Source organism: Kitasatospora sp. MAA4 (assembly GCF_029893355.1).
GTDB lineage: Bacteria > Actinomycetota > Actinomycetes > Streptomycetales > Streptomycetaceae > Kitasatospora.
In genome coordinates this window covers 42,430-68,158 of record NZ_JARZAI010000032.1, presented here as the reverse complement: position 1 = coordinate 68,158, position 25,729 = coordinate 42,430, and the positions used below count along the sequence as shown (strand labels likewise).

At 73.2% G+C, this 25,729-nt stretch carries 20 protein-coding genes; 8 read left to right on the top strand and 12 right to left on the bottom strand.

The window, feature by feature from the left end:
• Window positions 1–37: 37 nt before the first annotated feature.
• The 3 genes from P3T37_RS31600 to P3T37_RS31590 form a co-directional block, all read right to left on the bottom strand.
• Window positions 38–1,699, bottom strand: a complete 1,662-nt coding sequence (locus tag P3T37_RS31600; protein ID WP_280727347.1) for a DUF5719 family protein — start codon at window positions 1,697–1,699, stop codon at window positions 38–40.
• Window positions 1,696–5,598 carry a glycosyltransferase family 2 protein gene (locus P3T37_RS31595; RefSeq protein ID WP_280727346.1) on the bottom strand — a complete coding sequence of 1,301 codons (3,903 nt, stop codon included), beginning with the start codon at window positions 5,596–5,598 and terminating at the stop codon, window positions 1,696–1,698. Before P3T37_RS31595 ends, P3T37_RS31600 begins: the two co-directional genes overlap by 4 nt.
• A gap of 255 nt (window positions 5,599–5,853) precedes the next feature.
• On the bottom strand, window positions 5,854–6,123 hold the full coding sequence (locus P3T37_RS31590) for a WhiB family transcriptional regulator (RefSeq protein WP_035801107.1): 270 nt from the start codon (window positions 6,121–6,123) through the stop codon (window positions 5,854–5,856).
• Window positions 6,124–6,853: 730 nt separating this feature from the next.
• Here P3T37_RS31590 and P3T37_RS31585 point away from each other — a divergent pair.
• The 3 genes from P3T37_RS31585 to P3T37_RS31575 are packed head-to-tail and all read left to right on the top strand — an operon-like array spanning window position 6,854 to window position 9,785.
• Window positions 6,854–7,471 carry a cysteine dioxygenase family protein gene (locus P3T37_RS31585; RefSeq protein ID WP_280727345.1) on the top strand — a complete coding sequence of 206 codons (618 nt, stop codon included), beginning with the start codon at window positions 6,854–6,856 and terminating at the stop codon, window positions 7,469–7,471.
• A gap of 44 nt (window positions 7,472–7,515) precedes the next feature.
• Entirely contained in the window at window positions 7,516–8,475 is a 960-nt protein-coding gene (gene cofD, locus P3T37_RS31580; protein WP_280727344.1) for a 2-phospho-L-lactate transferase, read from the top strand.
• Complete coding sequence (locus P3T37_RS31575) at window positions 8,472–9,785, top strand: coenzyme F420-0:L-glutamate ligase (RefSeq protein WP_280727343.1); 1,314 nt, start codon at window positions 8,472–8,474, stop codon at window positions 9,783–9,785. The genes cofD and P3T37_RS31575 overlap by 4 nt, the downstream gene beginning before the upstream one ends.
• Window positions 9,786–9,801: 16 nt before the next feature.
• Here P3T37_RS31575 and P3T37_RS31570 read toward each other — a convergent pair whose 3' ends face one another.
• Together P3T37_RS31570 and P3T37_RS31565 are read right to left on the bottom strand one after the other, a co-directional pair.
• The gene (locus P3T37_RS31570; RefSeq protein WP_280727342.1) at window positions 9,802–10,728 is read right to left on the bottom strand and encodes a DNA-3-methyladenine glycosylase 2 family protein; all 927 of its coding nucleotides are present in this window, start codon (window positions 10,726–10,728) and stop codon (window positions 9,802–9,804) included.
• 19 nt (window positions 10,729–10,747) lie between these two features.
• Window positions 10,748–11,956, bottom strand: a complete 1,209-nt coding sequence (locus P3T37_RS31565; RefSeq protein WP_280727341.1) for a peptidoglycan recognition protein — start codon at window positions 11,954–11,956, stop codon at window positions 10,748–10,750.
• A gap of 137 nt (window positions 11,957–12,093) precedes the next feature.
• On the opposite strand from P3T37_RS31565, the gene P3T37_RS31560 reads away from it, so the two are divergent.
• Together P3T37_RS31560 and P3T37_RS31555 are read left to right on the top strand one after the other, a co-directional pair.
• On the top strand, window positions 12,094–12,870 hold the full coding sequence (locus P3T37_RS31560; protein ID WP_280727340.1) for a TIGR03089 family protein: 777 nt from the start codon (window positions 12,094–12,096) through the stop codon (window positions 12,868–12,870).
• Between the two features lie 213 nt (window positions 12,871–13,083).
• Entirely contained in the window at window positions 13,084–14,316 is a 1,233-nt protein-coding gene (locus tag P3T37_RS31555; protein WP_280727339.1) for an LCP family protein, read from the top strand.
• 30 nt (window positions 14,317–14,346) lie between these two features.
• Here P3T37_RS31555 and P3T37_RS31550 read toward each other — a convergent pair whose 3' ends face one another.
• The 4 genes from P3T37_RS31550 to P3T37_RS31535 form a co-directional block, all read right to left on the bottom strand.
• Entirely contained in the window at window positions 14,347–14,943 is a 597-nt protein-coding gene (locus P3T37_RS31550; protein WP_280727338.1) for an acyltransferase, read from the bottom strand.
• A 19-nt stretch (window positions 14,944–14,962) separates the two neighbouring features.
• On the bottom strand, window positions 14,963–15,991 hold the full coding sequence (locus tag P3T37_RS31545) for a glycosyltransferase family 2 protein (RefSeq protein ID WP_280727363.1): 1,029 nt from the start codon (window positions 15,989–15,991) through the stop codon (window positions 14,963–14,965).
• An 88-nt stretch (window positions 15,992–16,079) separates the two neighbouring features.
• Window positions 16,080–18,641 (bottom strand): FtsX-like permease family protein, encoded by a 2,562-nt coding sequence (locus P3T37_RS31540; RefSeq protein ID WP_280727337.1) that lies wholly within the window; start codon window positions 18,639–18,641, stop codon window positions 16,080–16,082.
• A gap of 14 nt (window positions 18,642–18,655) precedes the next feature.
• On the bottom strand, window positions 18,656–19,444 hold the full coding sequence (locus P3T37_RS31535; RefSeq protein ID WP_280727336.1) for an ABC transporter ATP-binding protein: 789 nt from the start codon (window positions 19,442–19,444) through the stop codon (window positions 18,656–18,658).
• Between the two features lie 322 nt (window positions 19,445–19,766).
• On the opposite strand from P3T37_RS31535, the gene P3T37_RS31530 reads away from it, so the two are divergent.
• Window positions 19,767–21,020, top strand: a complete 1,254-nt coding sequence (locus P3T37_RS31530) for an LCP family protein (protein ID WP_280727335.1) — start codon at window positions 19,767–19,769, stop codon at window positions 21,018–21,020.
• Here P3T37_RS31530 and P3T37_RS31525 read toward each other — a convergent pair whose 3' ends face one another.
• Both P3T37_RS31525 and P3T37_RS31520 read right to left on the bottom strand, forming a co-directional pair.
• Complete coding sequence (locus P3T37_RS31525; protein ID WP_280727334.1) at window positions 21,021–21,146, bottom strand: hypothetical protein; 126 nt, start codon at window positions 21,144–21,146, stop codon at window positions 21,021–21,023.
• 291 nt (window positions 21,147–21,437) lie between these two features.
• Window positions 21,438–22,595: an acyl-CoA dehydrogenase gene (locus tag P3T37_RS31520; protein ID WP_280727333.1), complete on the bottom strand. Its 1,158-nt coding sequence runs from the start codon at window positions 22,593–22,595 to the stop codon at window positions 21,438–21,440.
• 150 nt (window positions 22,596–22,745) lie between these two features.
• On the opposite strand from P3T37_RS31520, the gene P3T37_RS31515 reads away from it, so the two are divergent.
• Together P3T37_RS31515 and P3T37_RS31510 are read left to right on the top strand one after the other, a co-directional pair.
• Window positions 22,746–24,086, top strand: coding sequence for a UDP-glucose/GDP-mannose dehydrogenase family protein (locus P3T37_RS31515; protein WP_280727332.1), 1,341 nt, complete (start codon window positions 22,746–22,748; stop codon window positions 24,084–24,086).
• 37 nt (window positions 24,087–24,123) lie between these two features.
• A complete protein-coding gene (locus P3T37_RS31510; RefSeq protein WP_280727331.1) occupies window positions 24,124–24,534 on the top strand; it encodes a CoA-binding protein in 411 nt (136 codons plus the stop codon).
• Here P3T37_RS31510 and P3T37_RS31505 read toward each other — a convergent pair.
• Window positions 24,531–25,721, bottom strand: a complete 1,191-nt coding sequence (locus P3T37_RS31505; RefSeq protein WP_280727330.1) for a dipeptidase — start codon at window positions 25,719–25,721, stop codon at window positions 24,531–24,533. The genes P3T37_RS31510 and P3T37_RS31505 overlap by 4 nt on opposite strands.
• Between the last annotated feature and the right edge of the window lie 8 nt (window positions 25,722–25,729).

The window sequence follows — 25,729 nt, the reverse complement described above, 5'->3', positions numbered from 1 at the left end:
CCGGCGGCCCGGGCAGCTGCCCGGGCCGCCGAGTCGGTCAGTGGACCAGCACGCCCGGGTCCTGGGCGGCCTGCGGCACCACGACGCTGCTGTGGTCGTCGCTCATCGCCTGGATGGTGAACATCGGCACGTTGTTGGTGTTGACCGCCAGCATCCGGGCCGCCACCACCGGGCCGCCCGAGAGGGTCTCCACGCTGATGCCGAACGGGCCGTTGCCGCCGGTCGGCTCGGGCGAGGGCAGCGAGACCGTGGAGCCGGCCGGCACCTGGACGTCCTTGGTGGTCGGCGTGCCGCCGCCGGTGCTCGCCGAGGCGGTCACCCGGACGTTCGCGGCCGCGTCCGAGGCGGTGAGGTAGAGCGTGGAGGCCCCGCCGCCGCGTCCGTCCGCCACGGTGGCCCGCTTGCCGATCGGTGAACTCCCGGCCAGCCAGGCGGAGTCGGACTTGCCGTTGACCGAGCGGTCGACCCGCAGGCCGGCCACCACCGGGGTGGCGTTCTGGTTGTCGGAGGGCGTCAGCCGCATCGCGGAGACCTGGCCGCGGGTGATCTGGCCGAGCTGGACGGCGCTGACCATGCCGGCCTTCACGTGGATGGTCTCGTGGCCGGCCGGGGTGAACCAGCCGTTCGGGCCGGAGAGCTGGATCTTCAGGTCGGCGTCGTCGTTGCCGGGGGCCATCACGACCAGTTCGAGCCCGGTGAGGTCGGCGGGCAGCCCGGCGATCACCTGGGAGGGCGCCGGAGCCGTCGAGGAGGGCACCCAGTCGGCGCCCTTGGAGCCGTCCGAGGCGTGCAGTGCGGCCGAGATCCGGCCGCTGCGGGCGACCACCTCGACGGCGAGGTCGTTGATCGACGCGGTGGTGGTGAGGGTGGAGACCAGGACGGCCTGCGAGGCGCCGGGCGCCACCGTGATGCCGCTCGCCGCGTCGCTGTCCACCTCGCCCTGGTCGCCGTAGAGCTTGATGTCCACCACGGCCGAGGACGCGCCGACGTTGGTGAGCGCGACGTAGTCGGCGCGGTCGCCCGCGGTGCTCGCGCCGGCGAACCAGAAGTCGGTGCCGTCCGGCTGGCAGGTCACGCCGGACATGCCCGTGCCGCGCTGGTCGGTGACCGTGGTGGTCTGGGTGACGGTGAAGCCGGGCGCGTAGGCGCCGGTGGCGACCGCGAGCGAGCCGGGCGCGGTGTCGGTGTTGGCGGCCTGCACGCTGACCGGCACGCCGGGCTTGGCCAGCGTCAGCCGGGCGCCGGTGGGCTGCCCCTGGGCCGCGCCGGCGGAAGGCGCGGGGGACGACGGCGCGGGCGAGCCCGACGGGGTTCCGGACGGCGGCGCGGAGGCCACCGGCGCCGGCGGGGTCACGTCGGTGACCGTGCCGCTGCCGCCGGCCGCCGTGCCGCCGGCGCCCGGGGTGAGCGCGGTGATCGTGGTGGTGCCGGTCAGCCCCTGCATGGGCTGCGGGCAGACCACCGCCGTCCGCTCGACCTGCGCGGTGAGCGCCGCGCCGGCGGGAGGCCCGGCCGGAGCGGCCGGCGGGCGCGCCTCGGCGACGCCCAGGACCAGGACGAGCACACCGGCGGCGGCGAGCACCGAGATTCCGGTCCGGCTGGCGCCGGGGGTGGCCGAGTCGGAGCGCTTCAGACTGAAGTCGGGCTTCTTGAGCGCCGGCTTCTTCAGGGCAGGCTTCTTCAGGGCAGGCTTCTTCATCGCGGGTCAGCTCCGTCGTGGTGCGGGTGGCCGCCGCCGTAGGAGGGATCGTCGGGGTCGTAGGGCTGCTGCTGGTAGCCCTGCTGGTACTGCTGCTGGGGCTGGCCGGCGTACGGGTCGTAGCCGTACTCCTGCTGCTGGTACTCCTGCTGGTACTGCTGGGGCTGGGCAGTGTAGGGATCGCCCTGGTAGGGCTGCTCCGCGGCGTACTGCTCGCCCGCGTACTGCGGCTGCGCCACGTACGGGTCGTAGGACGGCTGGGCCGCGTACTGGTCGTAGCCGTACGGGTCGACCTGCTGGTACTCGCCCTGCTGGAGGTCGGCCTGCTGGTACGGGTCGAAGGCCGGCACCGGCTCGGGCGCCTGGTACGGCTCGCCGGCGGGCTGCGCCGGGATGACCGGGGCCGTCCCGTAGACACCGGGGTCGGTGTCCGGCTGCTCGCCCTCGCCCTCGCCGCGCTCGGCCATCCGGCGGGCCCGGCGGCTGCCGGGCACCGGCGCCTGCGCCTGGGCCGCGGCGGCCAGCGCAGCGGCGGCCAGCACCTCTTCGGGCAGGTCGTCGTCCTTGGTGCTGCGCCGGCCCGGCAGGGCGAGCACCAGCACGGTGACGCCCAGCAGCAGCTGGAGCCAGATCCAGCCGGTGTGCGTGAGGCTGCCGCTGCGGGTGACGACCAGTCGGCCGCCGCCGGCGGGCAGCTGGAAGCCCTGCGCCCAGCCGTCCACGGTGACCCGGGTCAGCGCGGTGCCGTTCAGGGTCGCCTGCCAGCCGGGGTCGGCCTGCTCGGCCAGCCGCAGCACCCGGTCGGCCGGACCGGACGGGACGGTGGTGTCGATCGACTCGGCTCCGGCCGGGACGGCGATCGGCAGGGCGGTCCCCGAGGTGATCGCCGCGCGGGTGGCCGGCCGGCTCGTCACCTGCCAGAGCGCGGTGCCGTTGCCCTGGCTGGTCCGGGTCAGGCCCGGGGTGGTGTCCAGGATGTTCTGGACCTTGCCGATGATCGGGTCCTCGACCATGACGTACTCGACGCCGAAGCCGGCCAGCGCGTCCGCCTGGTCGGCGCCGGAGCCGGCCAGCAGGCTGCCGACCAGCTTGGTCAGCGGGGCCTGGTTCGACCCGCCGGTGTCCACCGTCCCCTCGGCCTGGCCGAGCGTCAGGCCCGCGCCGCGGACCAGCGCGAACCGGACGTCGGTGGCGGCGGCGTTGCCGGTCAGCACCAGGGTGCGGGAGCGGTCGGAGGTGTCGGCCTCCTCCGCGATGAAGGCGGGCACCTGGGACTGCGCGGTGCGGTGCAGCGGACCGTCCGCGCCGCTGACCGCCCACCAGACGGCGGTGCCGAACGGTGCGAGCAGGGCGGAGGCCACCACCAGGGCGGCCACCGGCTGGCGCCAGCCGAAGGCGATCCCCGCGACGCGGGCGTTGGCGCCGTCCGCGCCGATCGCGGCGGCGGCGAGCAGCGCGATGCCGCTGAGCAGCGCGGCCGGACCGGCCCAGGCCGCGACCGCGGGTCCGCCGGAGGCCGGCGTCACGCTGGTGCCGGCCACCACGACGGTGAAGAGCAGGCCGGCACCGGCCGCGCCCCAGGCGGCCAGCACCGCACGGCGGCGGTCGGCGCGCAGCAGGGCGGCCAGCGCGGCGAGCAGCACGCCCGCCGAGAGCCAGACCGGCGGGACGCCCGAACCACCCGGGTTCACCAGCAGCAGGCCCAGCGGACTGGCCGCGTGCCCGTCGAAGCCCGGCAGGCCGGCTTCGAGCAGCAGCCGCGACGGGTGCGCGAGCACCTGCAGCGACCAGGGCGCGAGCACCAGCAGCGGCGTACCGAGGGTCACCGCGACCCGCAGGCCGAGCAGCCGGACCGCCGCCAGGCCGCTGCCGTAGGCGCCGCCGCGCAGCACCGCCGCGGCCAGCGCGGCCAGCGACAGCGGGACGGCGATCGCCCAGGTCAGCGGCACGAAGGCGGTGCAGGCGGTGAGCAGTGCGACGGTCATCCAGGTGGACCGCCAGCCCGGGCGGGCGCCCTTGGCGGCGGTCTCCTTGCGGATCCCGAGGCCGGCCGAGACGGCGGCGGCGCGGGCCAGCGGCGGGAGCAGCACGGCGAGCACCGCCGTGCCGATCCGCCCCTGCGCGATGGCGCCGGTGGCGGCGGGCAGCAGCGCGTACGTGGCGCTGGCCCAGGCCCGCACCAGCTTGGAGCCGAGCAGCGGGCGGGAGACCAGGTAGGCGCTGACCGCCGCGAGCGGCACGGAGAGCACCAGCAGCAGGGTGATCGCCAGGTCGGCGTGGTCGAAGAGCAGCCAGGAGAGCACCGAGAGCATCGCCAGGTACGGCGGCGCGCTCGCGGTGGAGCCGGCGCCGACCGGGTGCCAGCTGCCCGCGTACATGTCCCAGAGGCCTGACGCGCCGTCGGAGGCGGGCAGCAGGGCGCCGCCGAGCAGCGAGCCGCTGCCGATCAGGTTGCGTCCGGCGATCAGCGCGAAGACCAGCAGCGAGGCGAAGAGCACCGGCGCCGGGCGCCGGGCGAGCTTCTTGATCACCGCGAACTGCTCGACCTCGAGCACCTCGTTGTCGTCGTCGCCGGGCCCGGACTCGGCCGAGCCGTGCCGGCCGACCGTGCTGTCGTCACCGCCGCCCACGCCGAGCGAGCCGATCGCGGTCTCGATCGCCAGCCGTGCGGTGGCGCCGGGCGCCGGGAACAGGCTGCGGTCGTCCAGCGGGTCGTAACTGCGGGTCTGCGCACGGCGTTTGCGCGCCAGCAGCAGGCGCGGCAGGCGGACCAGCTCGTGGCCGAGGCCGGCGATCTCGTCGAGCGCCTGCTTGGGGTCCTTGCCGACCAGGTTGGCCAGCACCCGCAGCAGGGTGCCGAGCACCAGCCGGAGCAGGACGTACGGGAAGACCGCCCGCTTGGAGTTGGCGAGCAGGGTGTAGACGGCGCCGGCCTTGTCGACCCGGTGCGGGTGAGCCGCGCCGCAGTCGATCGCGCGGCGCTCGCGGCTGGCGGCCTCGGCGTGCCGCAGCACCGCGTCGGGGGCGACCACCACGCGGTGGCCGGCAGCGTTGACCCGCCAGCAGAAGTCGGTGTCGTCACGCATCAGCGGCAGTGCCCGGTCGAAGCCGCCGAGCTGCTCGAAGACGTCGCGGCGCACCAGCATGCCGGCCGTGGAGACGGCGAGCACCGGGCGGACCTGGTCGTGCTGGCCCTGGTCCTGCTCGCGGCGGTCGAGACCGGTCCAGCGGCGGCCGGAGCGGGCGATGGTCACGCCGACCTCGAGCAGCTGCCGGCGGTCGTACCAGCTGCGCAGCTTGGGACCGATGACGGCGGCGGAGGGGGTGGTGTCGGCGACCTGGAGGAGTCGGCGCAGCGCGTCGGTCTGCGGCTCGCAGTCGTCGTGCAGCAGCCAGAGCCACTCGACCGGCTGGGTCTCGCGCGGGCCGCCGGAGTTGAGGTCGTCCTCGGAGGCGAGCGGGTCGCCGAAGTCGTCCCAGCCGCCGGTGACCGGGTCGTAGCCGGAGGGGTCCAGGCTGTACGGGAGGTCCTCCGGGCGCAGCGGCGGGCTGCTGGAGACGGCCTCGGCGACGGCGGTGCCGAAGCCGGCCCGCCGGCCGAGCACGATCGGTCCGCTCGGCGGGAGCCAGTCGCCGAGGGTGTCGGCGAGCAGCTGCGGCGAGGTGTCGGTGCTACCGGTGTCCACCGCGAGGATGCGCTGCACCTGGCGGTCCTGCCCGAGCAGGCCGGCCAGCGCCTGCGGCAGCCAGCGGGCGCCGTCGTGCGAGACGATGACGGCGGTGACCAGGTGGCGGGGGTAGGCGGGCGGGCGGGACTCGCCTGCGCCGTAGCGGCCGCGGGGCAGATGGGCGGACGACGGCTGGTCTGAGTAGCCGCTCTGGTGGCTGTAGGCAGTCATCGAGTGCGCAGGCCCCGGTTCCGGTGGACGGCAGGTGGCGCACCACACTAACGGCTCTGGCTGGACGGGGTTCCCACCCGGTGGGGTGCTGAGCGGCGGCGGAGCGCGGCGCCGGGTGCGACCCGTGCCGACGGACGTACGGAAACGCGAAAGCGCCCCGCCGTTGCGGCGAGGCGCTTGCTGACTGCTGTGGATCCTGCACGAGTGGCGGGTCTTGCGCAGATTCCGCGAAGAGGCGGAATGCCGCGGGATTTATCAGACCGCGCTCTTCTTGAGCCGACGGCGTTCGCGCTCGGAGAGCCCGCCCCAGATACCGAATCGCTCGTCGTTGGCGAGGGCGTACTCAAGGCATTCGGACCGCACCTCGCAGGCCAGGCACACCTTCTTGGCCTCGCGGGTGGACCCGCCCTTCTCCGGAAAGAAGGACTCCGGGTCGGTCTGGGCACACAGTGCGCGCTCCTGCCAGTCGAGTTCCTCTTCCTCTTCGGTGTCCTCACCGATCAACAGCTCAAAGAGCTCGCTCATTGGCGCGCCTCCTCTGCCCCTCTTGGCGTCCCCGTGCATGTGGCCGCGGCCTGGATCGGCTGAACGACACGAGTGAAATTACATGTGCGCCGCTCTGGCCCAGTCAAGCCGAGCTCTGGTATTGGGTCGGGAATTCACTCCCCGGAACCAAGCGCTGACAATTAGTGTACATATCCGGACAAGACGGACTTTCCGCAGCTCGCAGGCGACGCACTCCGCCCCGGGCCCGATCCACGCCCCCGTGCACGGGGACGTGTGCCGGACCTGTTCCGGTTGCGCCCCGGCCGACCTTGGGTCCGCCGGCGCGCCGATCAGACCGGCTGAGCCGACCCGAACCGTCCCGAAACGTCCTGACCGGGATCAACCCGGTCACGGCTGCCCTTCCCGGCGATCTTCGCATCGAAACCTAGAGGCTGACTTATCACCTGATCCGGTGGTTCATCCCTGATGTGACCTGAATGTCCCGGAGAGAGAGTTGACAGGAACCCCTTCGAACCTGTCTCCTTTTATCCATGTCCGAGACGATCGCGCGCCGAAGCAGCCACCTGGCGCTTCGCCATGCCGCGAGCTCGCTCTGTCGCTGCCTCTGTTCCTGTTGTCGCTAGGCGCGCCGGCCTGTCCTTCCGGCCTCTGCGCGCCGCCTCAGGAACGCCGAGGCCGCCCGCACAGCTCCCCCTGCGGATCCGGCTGATCCTCCTCCCGCCACCAGCCGCATCCGAGGACCCACGCCATGCGCAACCGCATCCGCCCCCGCAAGCGCAACCGCGACCGCAACAACCCGGCCCGCCGCGCCGCCGCGACGCCCGTCGTCCAGCTGCCCGCGCCCGCGCGCCCGTGGACCGACGGACTCAGCGACGTCAGCATCGCCGGGGACCCGCTGGCCTTCCCGCACCTGGCCCGCACCGACCTGCCGGCCCACCCGACCACGGTGGCCGGCTACGCCCAGCTGGTCCGCGAGATCGCCGCCGACCGCGCCCGCTGGGCCCCGCTGGTCCGCTACGACGCGCTGACCCGCTGGTACTCCCGACTGGAGACCGGCCCCGGCTACGAGGTCTGGCTGCTCAGCTGGCTGCCCGGCCAGAGCAGCGGCTTCCACGACCACGGCGACTCCTCCGGCGTCATGACGGTGGTTCAGGGCGAGCTGGTCGAGCGCTCGCTCACGCACGCCGGCGAGGGCCTGCGCGCTCTGCGCCCCGGCGGGCAGAGAGTGTTCTCGTCCGGGTACCTGCACGAGGTGGTCAACGCGGCGCTGGAGCCGGCCGTCAGCATCCACCTCTACTCGCCGGGCCTGACCGAGATGAACCAGTACGGCGCGGTGGTCCCGGAGTTGCAGCCCGGCCTCTCCTGAGTGCCGGTGCCCGAACCGTCCTGACGGCCTGGCAGGATGGACGCATGCGCATCGTGGCACTGGCAGGCGGGATCGGTGGGGCACGCTTCCTGCGCGGCCTCAAGGACGTGGTCGCCCCCGGCGACGAGATCACCGTCATCGGCAACACCGGGGACGACATCCACCTCTTCGGTCTGAAGGTCTGTCCGGACCTGGACACCGTGATGTACACGCTCGGCGGGGGCATCCACGAGGACCAGGGCTGGGGCCGGGCGGAGGAGAGCTACGCCGTCAAGGACGAGCTGGCCGCCTACGGCGTCGGGCCGTCCTGGTTCGGGCTGGGCGACAAGGACTTCGCCACGCACATCGTGCGCACCCAGATGCTGGGCGCCGGCTACCCGCTGAGCGCCGTCACCGAGGCGCTCTGCGACCGCTGGCAGCCCGGCGTGCGGCTGCTGCCGATGAGCGACGACCGGGTCGAGACGCACGTGCGGATCACCGACGCGGACGGCACCCGGGCGGTGCACTTCCAGGAGTACTGGGTGAAGCTGCACGCCGCGGTGGACGCCGAGGCGATCATCCCGGTGGGCGCGGACACCGCGAAGCCGGCGCCGGGCGTGCTGGAGGCGATCGCCGCGGCCGACGTGATCCTCTTCCCGCCGTCCAACCCGGTGGTCAGCATCGGGACGATCCTGGCCGTGCCGGGCATCCGGCAGGCGGTGGCCTCGGCGCCGGCGCCGGTGGTGGGCCTCTCGCCGATCATCGGCGGCGCGCCGGTGCGCGGGATGGCCGACAAGGTGCTGGCCGCGGTGGGCGTCGAGGCCACGGCCGAGGCGGTGGCGCTGCACTACGGCTGCGACCTGATCGACGGCTGGCTGGTGGACGAGGCCGACGCCGCGTCGGTGGACGCGGTGACGGCCGGGGGCATCCGCTGTCTGGCCGTGCCGCTGCTGATGACCGACCCGGCCGCGACCGCCGCGATGGCCCGGGCCGCGCTGGAGCTGGCCGAGCAGGTCCGGGCGTGACGGCGCCGGTCGGGCCCGCCGCGGTGGAGGTGCTGCCGGTCCTCGGACTGCCCGAGATCGAGGCGGGCGCCGACCTGGCCGGCCTGATCGCCAAGGCGGCCGAGCTGGCCGACGGCGACATCCTGCTGGTCACCTCGAAGATCGTCAGCAAGGCCGAGGGCCGGCTGCTGCACGCCGCCGACCGCGAGGCCGCGATCGACGCCGAGAGCGTCCGGGTGGTGGCCCGGCGCGGCACGATCCGGATCGTCGAGAACCGGCAGGGCATGGTGATGGCCGCGGCCGGCGTGGACGCCTCCAACACCGCGCCCGGCACCGTGCTGCTGCTGCCCGAGGACCCGGACGCCTCGGCCCGCGCGCTGCGTGCACGACTGCAGCAGCTGACCGGCCGCCGCCTCGCGGTGGTCGTCACCGACACCTTCGGACGCCCATGGCGCAACGGCCTCACCGACGTGGCGATCGGCGCGGCCGGCCTGGACGTGCTGGAGGACCACCGCGGACGGCTGGACAGCCACGGCAACGAGCTCGCGCTCACCGTGACCGCCATCGCCGACGAACTCGCCGCCGCCGGCGACCTGGTCAAGGGCAAGACCGGCGGCACCCCGGTGGCGCTGGTGCGCGGCCTCGACCGGCTGGTGACCGGGCCCGACGGCGCGGGCATCCGGCCGGTGATCCGGCCCGCCGTTGACGACATGTTCCGGCTCGGCACCTCCGAGGCCGTCCGGGAGGCGGTGACGCTGCGCCGGACCGTGCGCGAGTTCACCGACGAGCCGGTCGACCCGGCCGCCGTCCGCCGCGCGGTGGCCGCCGCCGTCACCGCGCCCGCCCCGCACCACACCACCCCCTGGCGCTTCGTGCTGCTGGAGTCCGCCGAGGTGCGGACCGCCCTGCTGGACGCCATGCTCGCCGCCTGGCAGCGCGACCTGCACGAGCTGGACGGCTGGGACGAGGCCAAGGTGGCCCGGCGCACCGCGCGCGGCGAGGTACTGCGCGGGGCGCCGTACCTGGTCGTGCCGTGCCTGGTGATGGACGGCTCGCACAGCTACCCGGACGCCCGGCGGGCCGCCGCCGAGCGGGAGATGTTCACCGTGGCGATCGGGGCCGCCGTGCAGAACCTGCTGGTCACGCTGACCGGCGAGGGGTACGGATCGGCCTGGGTCTCCTCCACGATGTTCTGCCGGGACACCGTGCGCGCGGTGCTCGGCCTGCCCGCCGGGTGGGACCCGATGGGCGCGGTCGCGGTGGGCCGACCGGCGGCGGCTCCGCGGCAGCGGCCGGCTCGCGGCGCGGAGGCGTTCATCGCCGTGCGCTGAGCCGCGCCGGTCGGGTTCAGCGGTTGCGGTGGTCGTTCGGGGCCAGCCGGGGGCCGTAGCGGGGCGGGTGCAGCCCGGTGAGCGCGATCAGGCGGCAGACCCGGTGCCGGTGGCCCGCGTACGGGGCGAGCAGCTCCAGCAGCTGCGCGTCGTCGGAGCGCGGGCGGCCGGCCAGCGCCCAGCCGACGATGTTCGGCAGGTGGTAGTCGCCGACCGAGACGGCGTCGGCGTCGCCGTTGCTGCGCTGCAGGGTCTCCGCCGCCGTCCACTCCCCCACCCCCGCGACGCTGGTCAGCCGGGCCGCCGCCTCGGCGCCGGGCAGGACCGAGGCCTCTTCGAGGCGGGGCGCCAGCCGCGCGGCGCGGATCACGGTGGCCGAGCGCTTGGGGTCGACACCCGCCCGGTGCCACGCCCAGGACGGGATCAGGCACCACTCGCGCGCCGACGGCGCCACCCGCATCCCCCGCGCCGGCCCGTCGGCCGGTCCGGGTGCCGGGGTGCCGAACTCGCTCAGCAGCAGCCGCCAGGCGCGGTACGCCTCGTCCGAGGTGACCTTCTGCTCCAGGACGGCGGGCACCAGCGACTCCAGCACCAGGCCCGTGCGGCACAGCCGCAGCCCCGGATGGGTCCGCTGGGCCTCGCGCAGCGGACCGGGCGGGAGCACCAGGCCCGCCGGGTCGTCGGCGTCGCCGAGCAGCAGCGGCAGCCGGTCGAGCAGCCACCCGGCGCCCGGGCCCCAGGCCTGCGCCAGCACCTCGCCGTACGCGCTCGCCACCCGCAGCGTGCCGATCCCCTCCGGCGTGCGCGAGGCCCGCCAGACGGCCCCGTCACCGGCCGTACGGTAGGCCGGATCGCCCGGGCCGCGTTGCAGCGGCGCCAGCGTGCGGTGCAGGTCCAGCGGACGGCCGGGAAGCCAGCGGCGCTCGGCCGGGAGGTCGTTCACGGGTCCAGTGTGGACTCCGTTACTGACGCCCCTGGAGGTGGGCGGCCTGGGTGCGGATGTCGGGCAGGTGGGTGAAGAGGGCGTTGCCCGGGCATTCGGTGTTGAAGGCGTCCCGGTGGCCGGAGATCGCGTCGAAGGTGTGCCGCCTGCCCTTCGGGTAGCGGCTGCCGTCGTTGGCGGAGAGCAGCGTGGTGGTGGCGCGGGCGTCCCGGCCGGTCAGGCCGAGCTTCCAGGCCGCGATCGCGGCGATGCCGTCGAGCTGGGCCTTCGGGGGCTGGGTCGAGACGAAGCTGCCGAGGGCCGCGACGCCGGCCGAGTCGGTGTTGAAGCCGAGCGTGTGCGCGCCCAGCACCGGCCGGTCCACCCCGCCGGCCCGGCCCTCGTAGACCGTGCCGCACTTGTCGACCAGGAAGTTGTAGCCGACGTCGCGCCAGCCGTTGGACCGCACGTGGTACTGGTAGATGGCGCGGATCAGCTTGGGCGAGTCCGCGCAGCCGTAGTCGTTGCCGGTGTCGGTGTGGTGGACGAAGACCTCCCGGACGGCGCCGGTGTAGCCGAAGTCCGGCTCGCGCAGGGACTCGTCGGCGCCCCAGCCGGCGCGGGTGACGATGCCCGGGCGCGGCGCGCCGTGGTCGGCGGCCGGGAGCGCGCGGGGCTGCGGGGGCGGCGTGGCGGCCACGCCGGGGCCGTCCGTGCCGGGGTCCACCAGCTCGACGCGCAGCCCGGCCGGCAGCGCTCCGCGCCCGGTGGCCCGGACCTCGACGCCGTCGCTGGGCCCGACCCAGAGCGGGGCGGTGGCGCCGCGGGCCCGCGGGCCGGTCAGCTCGGCGGAGCCGGTGTCCGGGCGGTCCTCGTCGTCCGCCACAAGCGAGCGCCAGTCACTCCAGCCTCCCTGGCCGGCCGGGTCGACGCTGCGGGTGCGGACCTGCACGGAGCCGTCCAGCGCGGCGGCGGGGTCGTCCCAGCTGACGCCGAGCAGGGAGTAGCCGGCGGTGTGGCGCGGGGTGAGGCCGCGGGTGGCAGCGCCCGAGCCGGCGGCGCGGGAGGCCGGGGGGTCCAGGGTGAGGGTGGTGGTGCGCGGGGCGGTGGACGCCGGTATCCCGGGGTCCGTACGGCGCACGGCGTCGGCTGCGTCCGCGGCCAAGGCGGTCGGGCCGGGGCCCGCGACCGGCAGCAGGAGGGCGGCGGCGCAGCCGGTCCCGATCAGGGAGACAACAGAAATACGCATAAATCGGATCATCAGTCCAACGGGCCCAGCTCGCCACCCGTCCCCGAAGCGGTTTCTGACGGGTCTTCGCCAAGCAGCGAACCGCCCGCGGGCCCCCTCCCATCTCCCCCGGGGAAGGCCCTAGGCTGGGGTGCACCATGAATGCGCCTTTCGCTGCCGACGCCCGCACCCCTGCCGAGCTGCTGCGCGCCGCCCTCGGTGAGGACCCCGCACGCCCCCTGGTCACCTTCTACGACGACGCCACGGGCGAGAGAGTCGAACTCTCCGTCCGCACCTTCGACAACTGGGTCGCCAAGACCGCCAACCTCCTCCAGGACGAGCTGAACGCCGGTCCCGAGGACCGCGCCGCCCTGCTGCTTCCCGCCCACTGGCAGACCGCCGTCTGGCTGGTGGCCTGCTGGTCGGTGGGCGTCACCGCGGCACCCGGCGGCGATCCGGCCGAGGCCGGGCTGGTGGTCAGCGGCCCGGACGGCCTGGAGGCCGCCCAGGCCTGCACCGGCGAACGCGTGGCCCTGGCGCTGCGCCCGCTGGGCGGCCGCTTCCCGCAGCGCCCCGACGGCTTCCTCGACTACGCCGCCGAGGTGCCCGGCCAGGGCGACCGGTTCGCGCCGTACTCGCCGGTCGACCCGGAATCGCCTGCCCTGGAGACCCTGGTGGACGGGTTGCCGCTGCGCCTGAGCGGCGAGCAGACCGTCCAGCTGGCCCGCGAGGGCGCGGCCAGGATCGGCCTGGAGCGCGGCGGCCGGGTGCTCAGCACCCTGCCGTACGACGACTGGTCCGGCCTGGAGGCCGGCCTGCTCGCCCCGCTCGCCGCGGGCGCCTCGGTGGTGCTCTGCCGGAACTCCGACAGCTTGACGGACGATCAGTGGCGCAGCCGGATCGAGTCGGAGCGCGTGACGCTCCGGCTCGGCTGAGCCGAAGCCGCAGCCGACAGGCACTGAGGCCCGGGTGAACGTCTCACCTGGGCCTCATCCATGTTTCAACTGTTCTGATCATGTAACAAATCGGCTGTTCGGCAGCCGTCACAGGGTACGTTCGCCCACGTAGCCACGGGGGGCACCTGCCGCAGTCGCGCCGCCTCGCGCCCGGGAAGTCCCCGGGAGGCCACGAGAGGCGGTCGACCAGCGGTGACGACGGACGAACAGCGGACACCGGTGCGACGGTCCCGGCGGCGCTGGCCGAAGATCATCGCCCTGACGCTGGGCGGCGCGCTGGTGGCGAGCTGCGGGGCGGGCTACCTCTACCTGCGCCATCTGGACCACAACATCCAGCACGCCCCGCTCAGCGCGGGCAACCCCCCGCCGCCGCCCGGCCCCACCGACTCCGCCGGGCACAGCGCGATGAACATCCTGATCATCGGCACCGACAGCCGGGCCGGCCTGGGCGGCGCGTACGGCGACATCGACAACACCGGTATCGGCAACAACGACGTCAACATCCTGCTGCACGTCTCCCCCGACCGGGACTCCGCCGTCGCACTGAGCCTGCCCCGGGACACCCTGGTCGACCTGCCGCAGTGCACCGACCCCAAGACCGGCGAGGTCTACCGCGCGCGGACCCACCGGCCGCTCAACGAGGCGCTCGGCCGGGGTGGCCCGAGCTGCGTATCGGACACCGTGGAGTCGATCACCCACCTGAAGGTCGACCACTTCGCACTGGTCAACTTCCAGGGCGTCAAGGACATCACCGACGCGGTGGGCGGGGTGGAGGTCAACCTCTGCCGTCCGATCGTCGACCGGGAGTCCCACCTCAACCTCCCCGCCGGCCGGAACACGCTGACGGGCGAACAGGGGCTGGAGTTCGTCCGGACCAGGATGGCGGTCCAGGACGGCAGCTCGCTCGGCCGCTTCACCATGCAGCGGGCCTTCCTCGCGGCGCTGCTGAAGAAGGTCACCAGCGCCGGGACGCTGCTCGACCCGACCACCGCGTTCCCGGTGATCGAGGCCGCCACCAAGTCGATCACCGTGGACGACGGGCTGGCCGGGACCACCAAGCTGGTCGAGCTCGGCACCCAGCTCAAGGACGTCAAGCCGGCCGACGTCGCCTTCGTGCAGCCGCTGATGCGCTACACGCCGGACGATCCCAACCCGGAGCTGCGGGCCAAGGCCGCCTTCGTGCAGCCGCAGGCGGACCGGCTGTTCGGCCTGATCCTCGCGGACCAGCCGCTCACGGGCGGCTCGCCCGGCCAGGGAGCCTCGCCGTCGGCTTCCGCGACGTCGGCCGTCGTGCAGGCCGCCGACATCTCGCCCAGCCCCAGCCCGAGCGCTTCGCCGTCGGGGACGTCGTCGCCCGGCGTCTCGGTGCACACCGGCGACGAGGGCGGCTGCGTCCAGGGCTGGACCGGCTCGCTCGACCAGTGACGCCCGGCCTGCCTGCCCCGGCCCCGGGCATCACGCCGGGGCCAGCAGGCCGTCCGTCTCGCGGTACTCCTCCGCCGTGCGCGGGCAGCGCCAGCGGCCGTCCCCGAGCGGCTCCAGCGGCTCGCCGGCCCGGCCGACCCACTTGATCCGGCGGGCCGGCACCCCGGCCACCAGCGCGAAGTCGGGCACGTCCCGGTGCACCACCGCCCCGGCCGCGACCAGCGCCCAGCGGCCCACCGTCACCCCGGCCACCAGCACCGCCCGGCCGCCGATCGAGCAGCCCTGGCGCAGCGTCACCCCCTCGGCCTGCCAGTCGCCGCCGCGCTTGAGCCGACCGTCGACGTCCACCGAACGCGGGTAGCGGTCGTTGGTCAGCACCACCGCCGGCCCGATGAACACCCCGTCCTCGACCACGGCCGGCTCGTAGACCAGGGCGTGGTTCTGCACCTTCACCCGGTCCCCGATCCGCACCCCGGGCCCGATGTACGCCCCGCGCCCGATGACGCACTCGGCACCGATCACGGCGTCCTCACGCACCTGCGCGAGCTGCCACACCGTAGTCCCGCCCCCGACCCGGGCCCGCGGATCCACCTCCGCACCCGCCTCCACACGCACCGTATCCACCATGCGGCAGACGGTAGCGCCTCTACTGAGGTTGGGGAGCGCGGGCGGCGGCGGGGGTGGTGCTGTCGATGACCTTGCGGGCCAGTTTGCGGGGGGAGGTCAGGAAGCCGAAGCCCCAGCTGAGGTGCATGGTGGCGAGGGCGAGCGGGAGTTGGAGGCGGGCGCGGGTGGAGAGGCCGCGGCCCTCGACGACCGAGCCGCCCAGGATGCCGAGCAGGTAGCCGGCGGGCAGGGCGAGGAAGGCGGGGTGGACGGCGGCGCCCAGCAGCAGGCCCAGCAGCACGCCGAGCAGGGCGGCCGGCGGGGCGAGGTAGCGCAGGTTGACGGAGCCGCGGTGGTAGCGGGTCACCACGCGGCGCCAGCGGCCGTAGTCCTTGTACTGCTTGCCCAGGGCGCGCATGCTCGGGCGCGGCCGGTAGGTGACCCGCAGCTGCGGGGTGAACCAGATCAGGCCGCCGTCCTGGCGGATGCGGTAGTTGAGTTCCCAGTCCTGGGCGCGGATGAACTCCTCGTTGTAGCCGCCGAGTCGGTCCAGCACCTCGCGGCGGAAGACGCCCAGGTAGACGGTGTCCGCCGGGCCGGCCAGGCCGCCGGTGTGGAAGGCCGCGTTGCCGACGCCGATCTTGGAGGTCATGGCGGCGGCGACCGCCTTCTCCCACTCGGTCTCGCCCTCGGCGTGCATGATGCCGCCGACGTTGGCGGCGTCCATCTCGCCGAGCAACCGGACCGCGGTGGTGATGTAGCCGGGCGTGAGCAGACCGTGCCCGTCGACCCGGACCACAATCGGGTGCCGGGAGGCGCGGATCGCGGCATTCAGTCCGGCCGGGGTGCGGCCGGTGGGGTTCGGCACGGTGCGGACCCGGGGGTCCTCGGCGGCCAGTTCGGCCGCGATGGCGTCGGTCCGGTCGGTCGACGGGCCGAGCGCGATCACCACCTCCATGCCGCCGGCGTACTCCTGTTCCAGGATGTGCCGGACGGCGGTGCGCAGGTGTCGTTCCTCGTTGAGCACCGGCATGATCACGGAGACCGCCGGCAGCTCCTCAGCAGCCATGGTGTTCATCGGGGCAACCGTACCGGTAAACGCGTGGACGCCGGCGGCCCCCCTGGTCGGGGGCCACCGGCGTCCGCGGGAGGCGGTGTCAGTCCGTGGCGATGGCGGCCAGGACGTTCATCCGGCCCGCCCGGAAGGCCGGCAGCAGCGCCGCGCCCAGGCCGACCAGCGCCGAGAGCAGCAGGATCACCACGATGGTGGTCACCGGCACGGTCAGGGTGTCCAGGCCCTGGGTGGCCAGCACCTTCTGCGAGCTGATCCCCCAGGCCAGGCCGAGCCCGGTGCCGAGCAGCGCGCCGAAGAGCGCGATGACCACCGACTCCAGCCGGATCATCCGGCGCAGCTGACGGCGCGACAGGCCGATCGCCCGCAGCAGGCCGATCTCCCTGGTCCGCTCCACCACCGACAGCGCCAGCGTGTTGACCACGCCGAGCACCGCGACCGCGATGGCCAGGCCCAGCAGGCCGTAGACCATGTAGAGGAGCTGGTTGACCGAGCTCTGGATGATCTGCTTGTAGCCGGCCTGGTCCTTGACCGAGAGCTGCGGGTAGGCGGCGAGCGAGTCCTGCAGCGAGGCGAGCGTCTTCTCGACGTCGGTGCCGGGCGCGGCCTTGCCGAGCAGCAGCACCGGCAGCGGCTGGTCGGCCGCCGGCACGGCCTGGGTCACCGTGTCGATGCTGGTGTTGAAGGAGTGGTCGGAGAGCGAGTTGCCCTCGGTGGTGATCAGCGCCACCGGCACGCTCTGGGTGTGGCCCTTGCCGTAGTCGATCGCCAGCTTGTCGCCGACCGACAGGTTGTGGTCCTTGGCGAAGGTCTGGTCGACCGAGATGCCGCCGCTGAAGGCCGCCTGCGGCGAGCCGGCGGTGACGGGCAGGTGCAGGTCGTCGACGAAGGTCGGGTCGGAGGCGTCCACCTGGGTCTCGGTGGTCCTGCCGTCCGGCGTGGTGATGTTCGCCGGGAGCTGCTTCTCCTCGGTGATGTGCGCCAGGCCGCTCGCGCCGCGCGCCGCCTGCACGATGGCCGGGCTCAGACCGCCGGTCCGCGAGGTGACGATGTAGTCCGCGCCGACCGACTTGTCGATCTGCGCGGTGGCCGAGCTGACCATCGAGGAGGTGACCACCGAGGCGCCGGTGACCAGCGACAGGCCGATCATCAGCGCGGCCGCGGTGGCCCCCGTGCGGCGCGGGTTGCGCATCGCGTTGCGCTGGGCGAGCTTGCCGGACGGGCCGAACAGCGCCGGCAGCACCGCGCCCAGCACCCGGATCACCCCGGTGGAGAGCAGCGGGCCGAGCACCACGAAGCCGACCAGCGTCAGCAGCACGCCCAGGCCCAGGTACGAACCGCCGGTGGAGGCCTTCTTCGCGGTGGCGGCCAGCACCAGCAGGGCGCCGCCGCCGGCCGTCAGCACCAGGCCGACCACCCCGCGGATCGTGTTGGCCCGGGCCTCGCTCGGCGTGCCGTGGTCGCGCAGCGCGGCCATCGGCGAGATCCGACCGGCCCGGCGGGCCGGGATCCAGGCGGCCAGCACGGTGATCACGATGCCGATGGCGTAGGCCGCCACCGGGACGCTCCAGGTGATCTGCAGCGCGCCCTGGAGGTTCATCCCGGCCATCTTCATCAGCGCGATGAGGATCTCGGCCAGGCCCAGACCGGCCAGCAGGCCGAGGGTGGAGCCGATCACGCCGAGCAGCAGCGCCTCGATCAGCACCGACTGGTTGACCTGCCGGCGGCTGCTGCCGATGGCGCGCATCAGCCCGATCTCACGGGTGCGCTGGGCGACCAGCATGGAGAAGGTGTTGATGATCAGGAAGCCGCCGACCAGCAGCGAGATGCCGGCGAAGCCGAGCATCGCGTACTTCATGAAGCTCAGGAAGCCCATGCTCTTGGAGCTGTCGGCCTTCTGCTCGTCGGCGGTCTTCACGTCGAAGCCGCTGCCGACCGCGGTGGTGATCTCGGCCTTCAGCTGGTCGTTGCTGCGGCTGCCGTCGCCGTAGGTCTCGATCGAGGTGAAGTCGGAGCTGCCGATCAGGTCGTGCTGGGCGGTCGCGACGTCCGTGAAGGCCATCGCCGCACCGGGGTTGGTGGTGGTGAAGGTGGCGATGCCGGAGAGCGTGAAGTCGTAGCTGCCGATCGTGGTGATCACCCGCAGCGGGCTGCCCACGGTGAGCTTGGCCTTCTTGGCGGTGTCCGCGTCGAGCAGGATCTGCGAGGAGTTCTGCGGGGCCTGCCCCGAGGTGATCTTGAGCGGGTTGCCGGGGGTCGGCGTCCAGGCACCGACCAGCGTCGGAGCGCCGGACGTCGGACCGACCGACTTGTTGGTCGCCGGGTCGACCAGGGTGGCGCTCGCCACCATGATCTCGCCGGTGGCCGACTTCACGCCGGGCTGGGCGGCGACCTTGGCGACCGTGTCGGACGGGACGGTCGGGGTCTTCCCGCCCTGGTTCTCGCCGGCCGCGAGCTTGTCGGGCTTCGGCTGGACCGCGACGTCGGAGGCGGTGGAGGCGAACAGCTTGTCGAAGGTGCTGGTCGCGGTGTTGGAGAAGATCAGGGTGCCGGAGACGAAGGCGACCGACAGCACCACGGCGATCAGCGAGAGCACCATCCGGCCCTTGTGGGCGAGGAAGCTCCGCAGGGACGTCTTGAGCAGCATGAGTACGCCCCCGCTCAGCTGGTGCGCTTGCCGTCGAAACGGCGCATGCGTTCGAGGACGGAGTCGGCGGTCGGGGCGTGCATCTCGTCGACGATCACGCCGTCGGCGAGGAAGAGGACGCGGTCCGCGTAGCCGGCCGCGACCGGGTCGTGGGTGACCATGACGATGGTCTGCGCGAGCTCGTCCACCGAGCGCCGCAGGAACGTCAGCACCTCGGAGCCGGAGCGCGAGTCCAGGTTTCCGGTCGGCTCGTCACCGAAGATGATCTCCGGACGGGCGGCCAGGGCGCGGGCCACCGCGACGCGCTGCTGCTGGCCGCCGGAGAGCTGGGTCGGGCGGTGCTTGAGCCGGTCGGCCAGGCCGACGGTCTCCACCACCTGGTCCAGCCAGGCCTGGTCGGCCTTGCGGCCGGCGATGTCCATCGGCAGCGTGATGTTCTCCAGCGCGTTGAGCGTGGGGAGCAGGTTGAAGGACTGGAAGATGAAGCCGATCTTGTCCCGGCGCAGCTTGGTCAGCTGCTTGTCCTTCAGACCGGTGATCTCGGTGTCGCCGATCCAGATCCGACCCTCGGTGACGGTGTCCAGTCCGGCCAGGCAGTGCATCAGGGTGGACTTGCCGGAGCCCGAGGGGCCCATGATCGCGGTGAACCGGCCGCGCTGGATGTCGACGTCGACCGCGTCGAGTGCCGTCACCCGGGTCTCGCCCGAGCCGTACGCCTTGGTCACGAGCCGCGCGGAGGCGGCGTTGGCGGACGGGCCGCCGGGGTTCTCGGATGTCTGCACGGCTGCAGTCGCAGTCGTCACTGGTCGCTCCTAGGTCTGTGGTCCCCCGCCGCCCCCAGCCCCGATTTCCACCAGGTCGAGCGGATGCCTCCAACGTAGGCCGCCCAGGTCAACGGGTCGTCATCCGCCGGGAGGAACCCTGATGGCGACGGAGGTACGGGTCCGCGACGCCGTCCCCTAGGGGTCCCGGCCCCGGGGCTCAGGGTCCTCCCGTACGAGGTTGTGCGGCGGCGCGGTGACCATGCGCCGGAACCATCGCCACCCTGCATCAACTCTGCTACAAGCGCTCTGGTGAGCGGCTCGGGACGACTCGGGCGGACCCGGATCGGGCATCCTCTGGAACATGAACACGTGGCAGGAGGGCCGCCCGAGCGGCGGTGGCAGTGGGTACGGCAGCGGCGCTGAGCCGACGCTGCCGCCGTCGCTCAACCCGCGCGGCCCGGGTGCGCCCGCCGCGCCGGGCGTGCCGCGCCCGGCCGGACCGCGGCCCGGGAACCCGTACGCGACGCCGTCCGCCGCGCCGGGCGGTGCCCCGGGCGGACCCGGTGCGCCGCGCGGCCCGCAGGGTCCGCAGGGCCCGCGCCCGCCGGCCGGCGGTCCGGCCCGCTCGCGGTGGCCGCGCCGGCGGAAGATCAAGGTGACCGTCCTGGGCCTGGTCACCGCGCTGCTGGCGACCGGCGTCGGCACGTACTTCTGGGCCGACTCCAAGCTGAACCACCAGAACGTGCTCGCCTCGTACCAGGGCCGCCCGGCCGCCGGGAAGGGCACCAACTGGCTGATCGTCGGCTCGGACAGCCGGGACGGCCTGAGCGACACCCAGAAGATCGACATGCACACGGGTACCGACAGCGGCAAGCGCAGCGACTCGATGATGATCCTGCACATCGGTTCGGGCGGGAACACCCTGATGAGCATTCCGCGCGACTCCTGGGTGCCGATCCCCGCGCACCTGGACACCTCGGGCAGCGGCAGGACCATCCCCGCCACCACGTCCAAGATCAACTCGGCCTTCAACAACGGCGGCGGCAGCCTGCTGGTGGAGACCGTCGAGACCAACACCGGCATCCACATCGACCACTACGCCGAGGTCGGCTTCGCCGGGTTCGCCGGCATCGTCGACGCGGTCGGCGGTGTGAACATGTGCATCGACCAGCCCATCCAGGACCAGGACTCCGGCCTCAACCTCAAGGCCGGCTGCCAGACCCTGAACGGCACCCAGTCGCTCGCCTTCGTCCGCCAGCGCCACCAGATGGCCGACCAGGACCTCGGCCGGATGAAGAACCAGCAGAAGTTCCTCTCCGCCCTCGCCCACCAGGCGGCCACGCCCGCCACCCTGCTCGACCCGTTCACCCTCTACCCGCTGATCAGCTCCGGCCTCGGCACGCTGATCGTCGACGACAACACCGGGCTGACCGACCTCGCCTCGCTGTTCGACGCGATGAAGGGCGTCAGCGGCGGCGGCGGGAAGAGCATCACCGTCCCGATCGGCAACCCCGACTACCACACCTCCACCGGGGAGTCGGCGGTCAAGTGGGACCCGGTCAAGTCGAAGCAGGTCTTCGACGCGATCAGGAACGACACCGCAGTGCCCTCGTGACTAGTCGCTCGGCGGCCTGACCGGCGGGCGGCCCGGGGGCGGCGGCTGGGCGGGACCGGGCGGCGGCGCGGGCTTGCCGCCCGGCAGATCCGTCGGCGGCTGACTGGGCGGCAGTTGCGGACTCACGATGTGCGGCTCCTCGTCTACTCCGGCCGGGGGTGGCGATGTCGGCGGCAGCGGAGGCCGGTTGCCCTTGCGAGGCCCACGGGTGCCGCGTCGGCCGCCGGGGTACGACGGCCCGGACGCTCCTGGCGGTGGGGTGTGGCTCATCGGTCGTGCTCCTCGTGCTCCTCGCGCTCCCGGCAGACGCGTCCCCCCATCGTCACCCGAAGCTGCCCCGCCCGGAGCCGACTTCACACGAAAGGGCCCCCACCTCGCTGCTGCGAAGTGGGGGCCCTTTCGGCTGTCCGGGTCGGACTACGGCAGGTTGCGCGCCATCACGATGCGCTGGACCTGGTTGGTGCCCTCGTAGATCTGGGTGATCTTCGCGTCGCGCATCATGCGCTCCAGCGGGTAGTCACGGGTGTAGCCGTAGCCGCCGAGGAGCTGGACGGCGTCGGTGGTGACCTCCATCGCGACGTCCGAGGCGAAGCACTTGGCAGCGGCGCCGAAGAAGGTCAGGTCGCTGTCCGTGCGCTGCGACTTGGCCGCGGCGGCGTAGGTGAGCTGGCGGGCGGCCTCCAGCTTCATCGCCATGTCGGCGAGCATGAACTGGATGCCCTGGAACTCGCCGATCGGCTTGCCGAACTGCTTGCGCTCCTTGACGTAGCCCGCCGCGTAGTCGAGCGCACCCTGGGCGATGCCGATGGCCTGGGCGGCGATGGTGACGCGGGTGTGGTCGAGGGTCTTCATCGCGGTGGCGAAGCCGGTGCCCTCCTCGCCGATCATGCGGTCGGCCGGGATCCGGACGTTGTCCAGGTAGACCTCGCGGGTCGGCGAGCCCTTGATGCCGAGCTTCTTCTCCGGCGCGCCGAAGGAGACGCCCTCGTCGCCCTTCTCGACCACGAAGGCCGAGATGCCCTTGGAGCGCTTCTCGGGGTCGGTGACCGCCATGACGGTGTAGAACTCGGAGACGCCCGCGTTGGTGATCCAGCGCTTGACGCCGTTGAGCACCCAGAAGTCGCCGTCGCGCACCGCGCGGGTCTTCATCCCGGCGGCGTCCGAACCGGCGTCCGGCTCGGAGAGGCAGTACGAGAACATGCCCTCGCCGCGGGCCAGCGCGCCCAGGTACTTCTGCTTCAGCTCCTCGGAGCCGGACAGCTGGACCGGCAGCGAACCGAGCTTGTTGACGGCCGGGATCAGCGAGGAGGACGCGCAGACGCGGGAGATCTCCTCGATCACGATCACGGTGGCCAGCGCGTCGGCGCCGGCGCCGCCATACTCCTCCGGGACGTGCACCGCGTGCAGGTCGTTGGCCTGCAGGGCGTCCAGCGCCTCCTGCGGGAAGCGGCTGTGCTCGTCGACGTCCGCCGCGAAGGGGGCGATCTTGGCCTCGGCGAGCGAGCGCACCGCCTCCCGGAGCATGTCGTGCTCCTCCGAGAGACGGAAGAGGTCGAAGTCCGAACTGCTCGCCATGGCCGATTTCCCCTTATTGGTCAACACCGTTAACTACCGTTAAGTAGATCCTAATTCTAGGCCCGTACCCTGCCTAGAGCAGGGTGACATGCACGACACGGGTGCAGATACCATCAGTCCCTGACCGTCCTACCCTCAAAGGGGAAGCCCGTGGCCCTGCGCATCTCGGTGATCGGTACCGGCTATCTCGGTGCCACCCACGCCGCCTGCCTCGCAGAACTGGGCTTCGAGGTGCTGGGGATGGACATCGACCCCGAGAAGCTGGCCTCGCTCGCCGCGGGCAAGGTGCCGATGTACGAGCCCGGGCTCTCCGAGCTGCTGCTCAAGCACGTGGCCGGGCACGAGGGTTCGACCGGCCGGCTGCGCTTCACGGCCTCCTCGCAGGAGGTCGCCGAGTTCGCCGACGTCCACTTCATCTGCACCAACACCCCGCAGAAGAAGGGGGAGTTCGCCGCCGACATGAGCTACGTCGACGCGGCGGTGGACGCACTGGCCCCGCACCTGACCCGCCCCGCCCTGGTGGTCGGCAAGTCCACCGTGCCGGTGGGCAGCGCGAGCCGGCTGCTCGACCGGCTGCGCGCGCTGGCACCGGCCGGCGACGCCGTCGAACTGGCCTGGAACCCGGAGTTCCTGCGCGAGGGCTACGCCGTGGGCGACACCCTGCACCCCGACCGCCTGGTGGTCGGCGTGCGCGAGGGCGGCCGGGCCGAGGAGCTGCTGCGCGAGGTCTACGCGACGCTGCTCGACGAGGGCGTGCCGCTGGTGGTCACCGACTTCGCCACCGCGGAGCTGGTCAAGGCCGCGGCCAACTCCTTCCTGGCCACCAAGATCTCCTTCATCAACGCGATGGCCGAGGTCTGCGAGAGCGCGGGCGCGGACGTCACCCAGCTGAGCAAGGCGCTCTCCTACGACGAGCGGATCGGCGGCCGCTTCCTCCAGGCCGGACTCGGCTTCGGCGGCGGCTGCCTGCCCAAGGACATCCGGGCCTTCATGGCGCGGGCCGGCGAGCTGGGCGCGGACCAGGCGCTGACCTTCCTGCGCGAGGTGGACTCGATCAACATGCGGCGCCGCAGCCGGATGGTGGAACTGGCCCGCGAGCAGTGCGGCGGCGGCTTCCTGGGCCGCCGGGTGGCCGTGCTCGGCGCCGCCTTCAAGCCGAACTCGGACGACATCCGCGACTCGCCCGCGCTGAACGTGGCCGCGCAGATCCAGTTGCAGGGCGCGCAGGTGACCGTCTACGACCCCAAGGCGATGGACAACGCCCGCAAGATGTTCCCCGGCCTCTCCTACGCGGCCACTGCGCTGGAGGCCGTCGAGGGCGCCCACGTGGTGCTGCACCTGACGGAGTGGCAGGAGTTCCGCGACCTGGACCCGGCCCAGGTCGGCGCCCTGGTCGCCGAGCGGCGGCTGGTGGACGGCCGGAACGTGCTGGACGCCGACGCCTGGCGCGCGGCCGGCTGGACCTACCGCGCGATGGGCCGTCCCAGCTAGCCGGAATGACCGGTCGGCCGCCGGGGTTGAAGCCGCTATGACGAGCTACCGGGACCAGGCAACCGCGCGCGAGATCCTGACCACCTCCGGGGACACCTGGGCCGTGGTCGGGCTGTCCAGCAACACCCGGCGCGCCGCGTACGGCGTCGCCCAGGTGCTCCAGCGCTTCGGCAAGCGCGTGGTGCCGGTGCACCCGAAGGCGGAGACCGTGCTCGGCGAGCAGGGGTACGCCTCGCTGGCCGACATCCCGTTCCCGGTCGACGTGGTGGACGTGTTCGTCCGCAGCGACCTCGCCGGGCAGGTGGCCGACGAGGCCGTGGCGGCCGGCGCCGCGGCGGTCTGGTTCCAGCTCGACGTGATCGACGAGGCGGCGTACCAGCGCACCACGGCGGCCGGCCTGCGGATGGTGATGGACCGCTGCCCGGCGATCGAGATCCCGCTGCTCTAGGAGTCCAGCTCGGCCAGCGTGGCGATGGACGGCCGGCGGGTGGTCTGCAACGCGCGGGCCGCGTCCTCGGCTGCGCGCAGGGTGCGGACGGCGTTCTGCCAGGTGAGCTTGGCCAGGTCGGCCTCCGACCAGCGGCGGCCGAGCAGTTCGGCGACCAGGTTGGGGTAGCCCGCGACGTCGCCCAGGTCGGCCGGGACGAACGCGGTGCCGTCGAAGTCGCCGCCGATGCCCAGGTGGTCGATGCCGGCCACCTCGCGCATGTGGTCCAGGTGGTCGGCGACGGTGGCGGCGGTGGCCAGCGGGCGCGGGTGCTCGGCCTCGAAGGCGTGGTGCACCTTCATCGCATCGGGGGTGTGCTCCAGGGCGTGCAGGCCGTGCGCCTCCATGTTGGCGTCCGCGAGGGCGGTCCACTCGACGGCGGCCGGCAGGATGAACTTCGGCACGAAGGTGGCCATCGCCACGCCGCCGTTGGCGGGCAGCAACGCCAGCACGTCGTCCGGGATGTTGCGCGGGTGGTCGCAGACCGCGCGGGACGAGGAGTGCGAGAAGATCACCGGCGCCTCGCTGACCCGCAGCGCGTCGCGCATGGTGTCGGCGGAGACGTGCGAGAGGTCGACCAGCATGCCGAGCCGGTTCATCTCCCGGACGACCTCCACTCCGAACGCGGTGAGCCCGCCCGCGGCCGGCGCGTCGGTGGCCGAGTCCGCCCACGGCACGTTGTCGTTGTGGGTGAGCGTCATGTAGCGCACGCCCAGCTGGTGCAGCGCCCGCAGGGTGGCCAGCGAGGAGTTGATGCTGTGTCCGCCCTCGGCGCCCATCAGCGAGGCGATCCGCCCGTCGGCCCGGGCGGCCTCCATGTCGTCGGCGGTCAGCGCCAGCCGCAGCCGCTCGGGGAACCGGTCGACCAGCGCGCGGACGAAGTCGATCTGCTCCAGCGTCGCGCTGACGGCCTGGTCACCGGCGAAGTCCGAGCGCACGAAGACCGACCAGAACTGCGCACCCACCCCGCCGGCCCGGAGCCGGTCGAGGTCGGTGTGCAGGCGGTCGCTCTGGTCCGCGGCCAGGTCGATCGCGTCCAGGTCGTAGCCGACCTGGGAACGCATCGCCCAGGGGAGGTCGTTGTGACCGTCCACCACGGGGGCGTCGACGAGCAGGGCACGGGCGCGGGCGAGCAGCTGAGGGTCCATGACCCCCG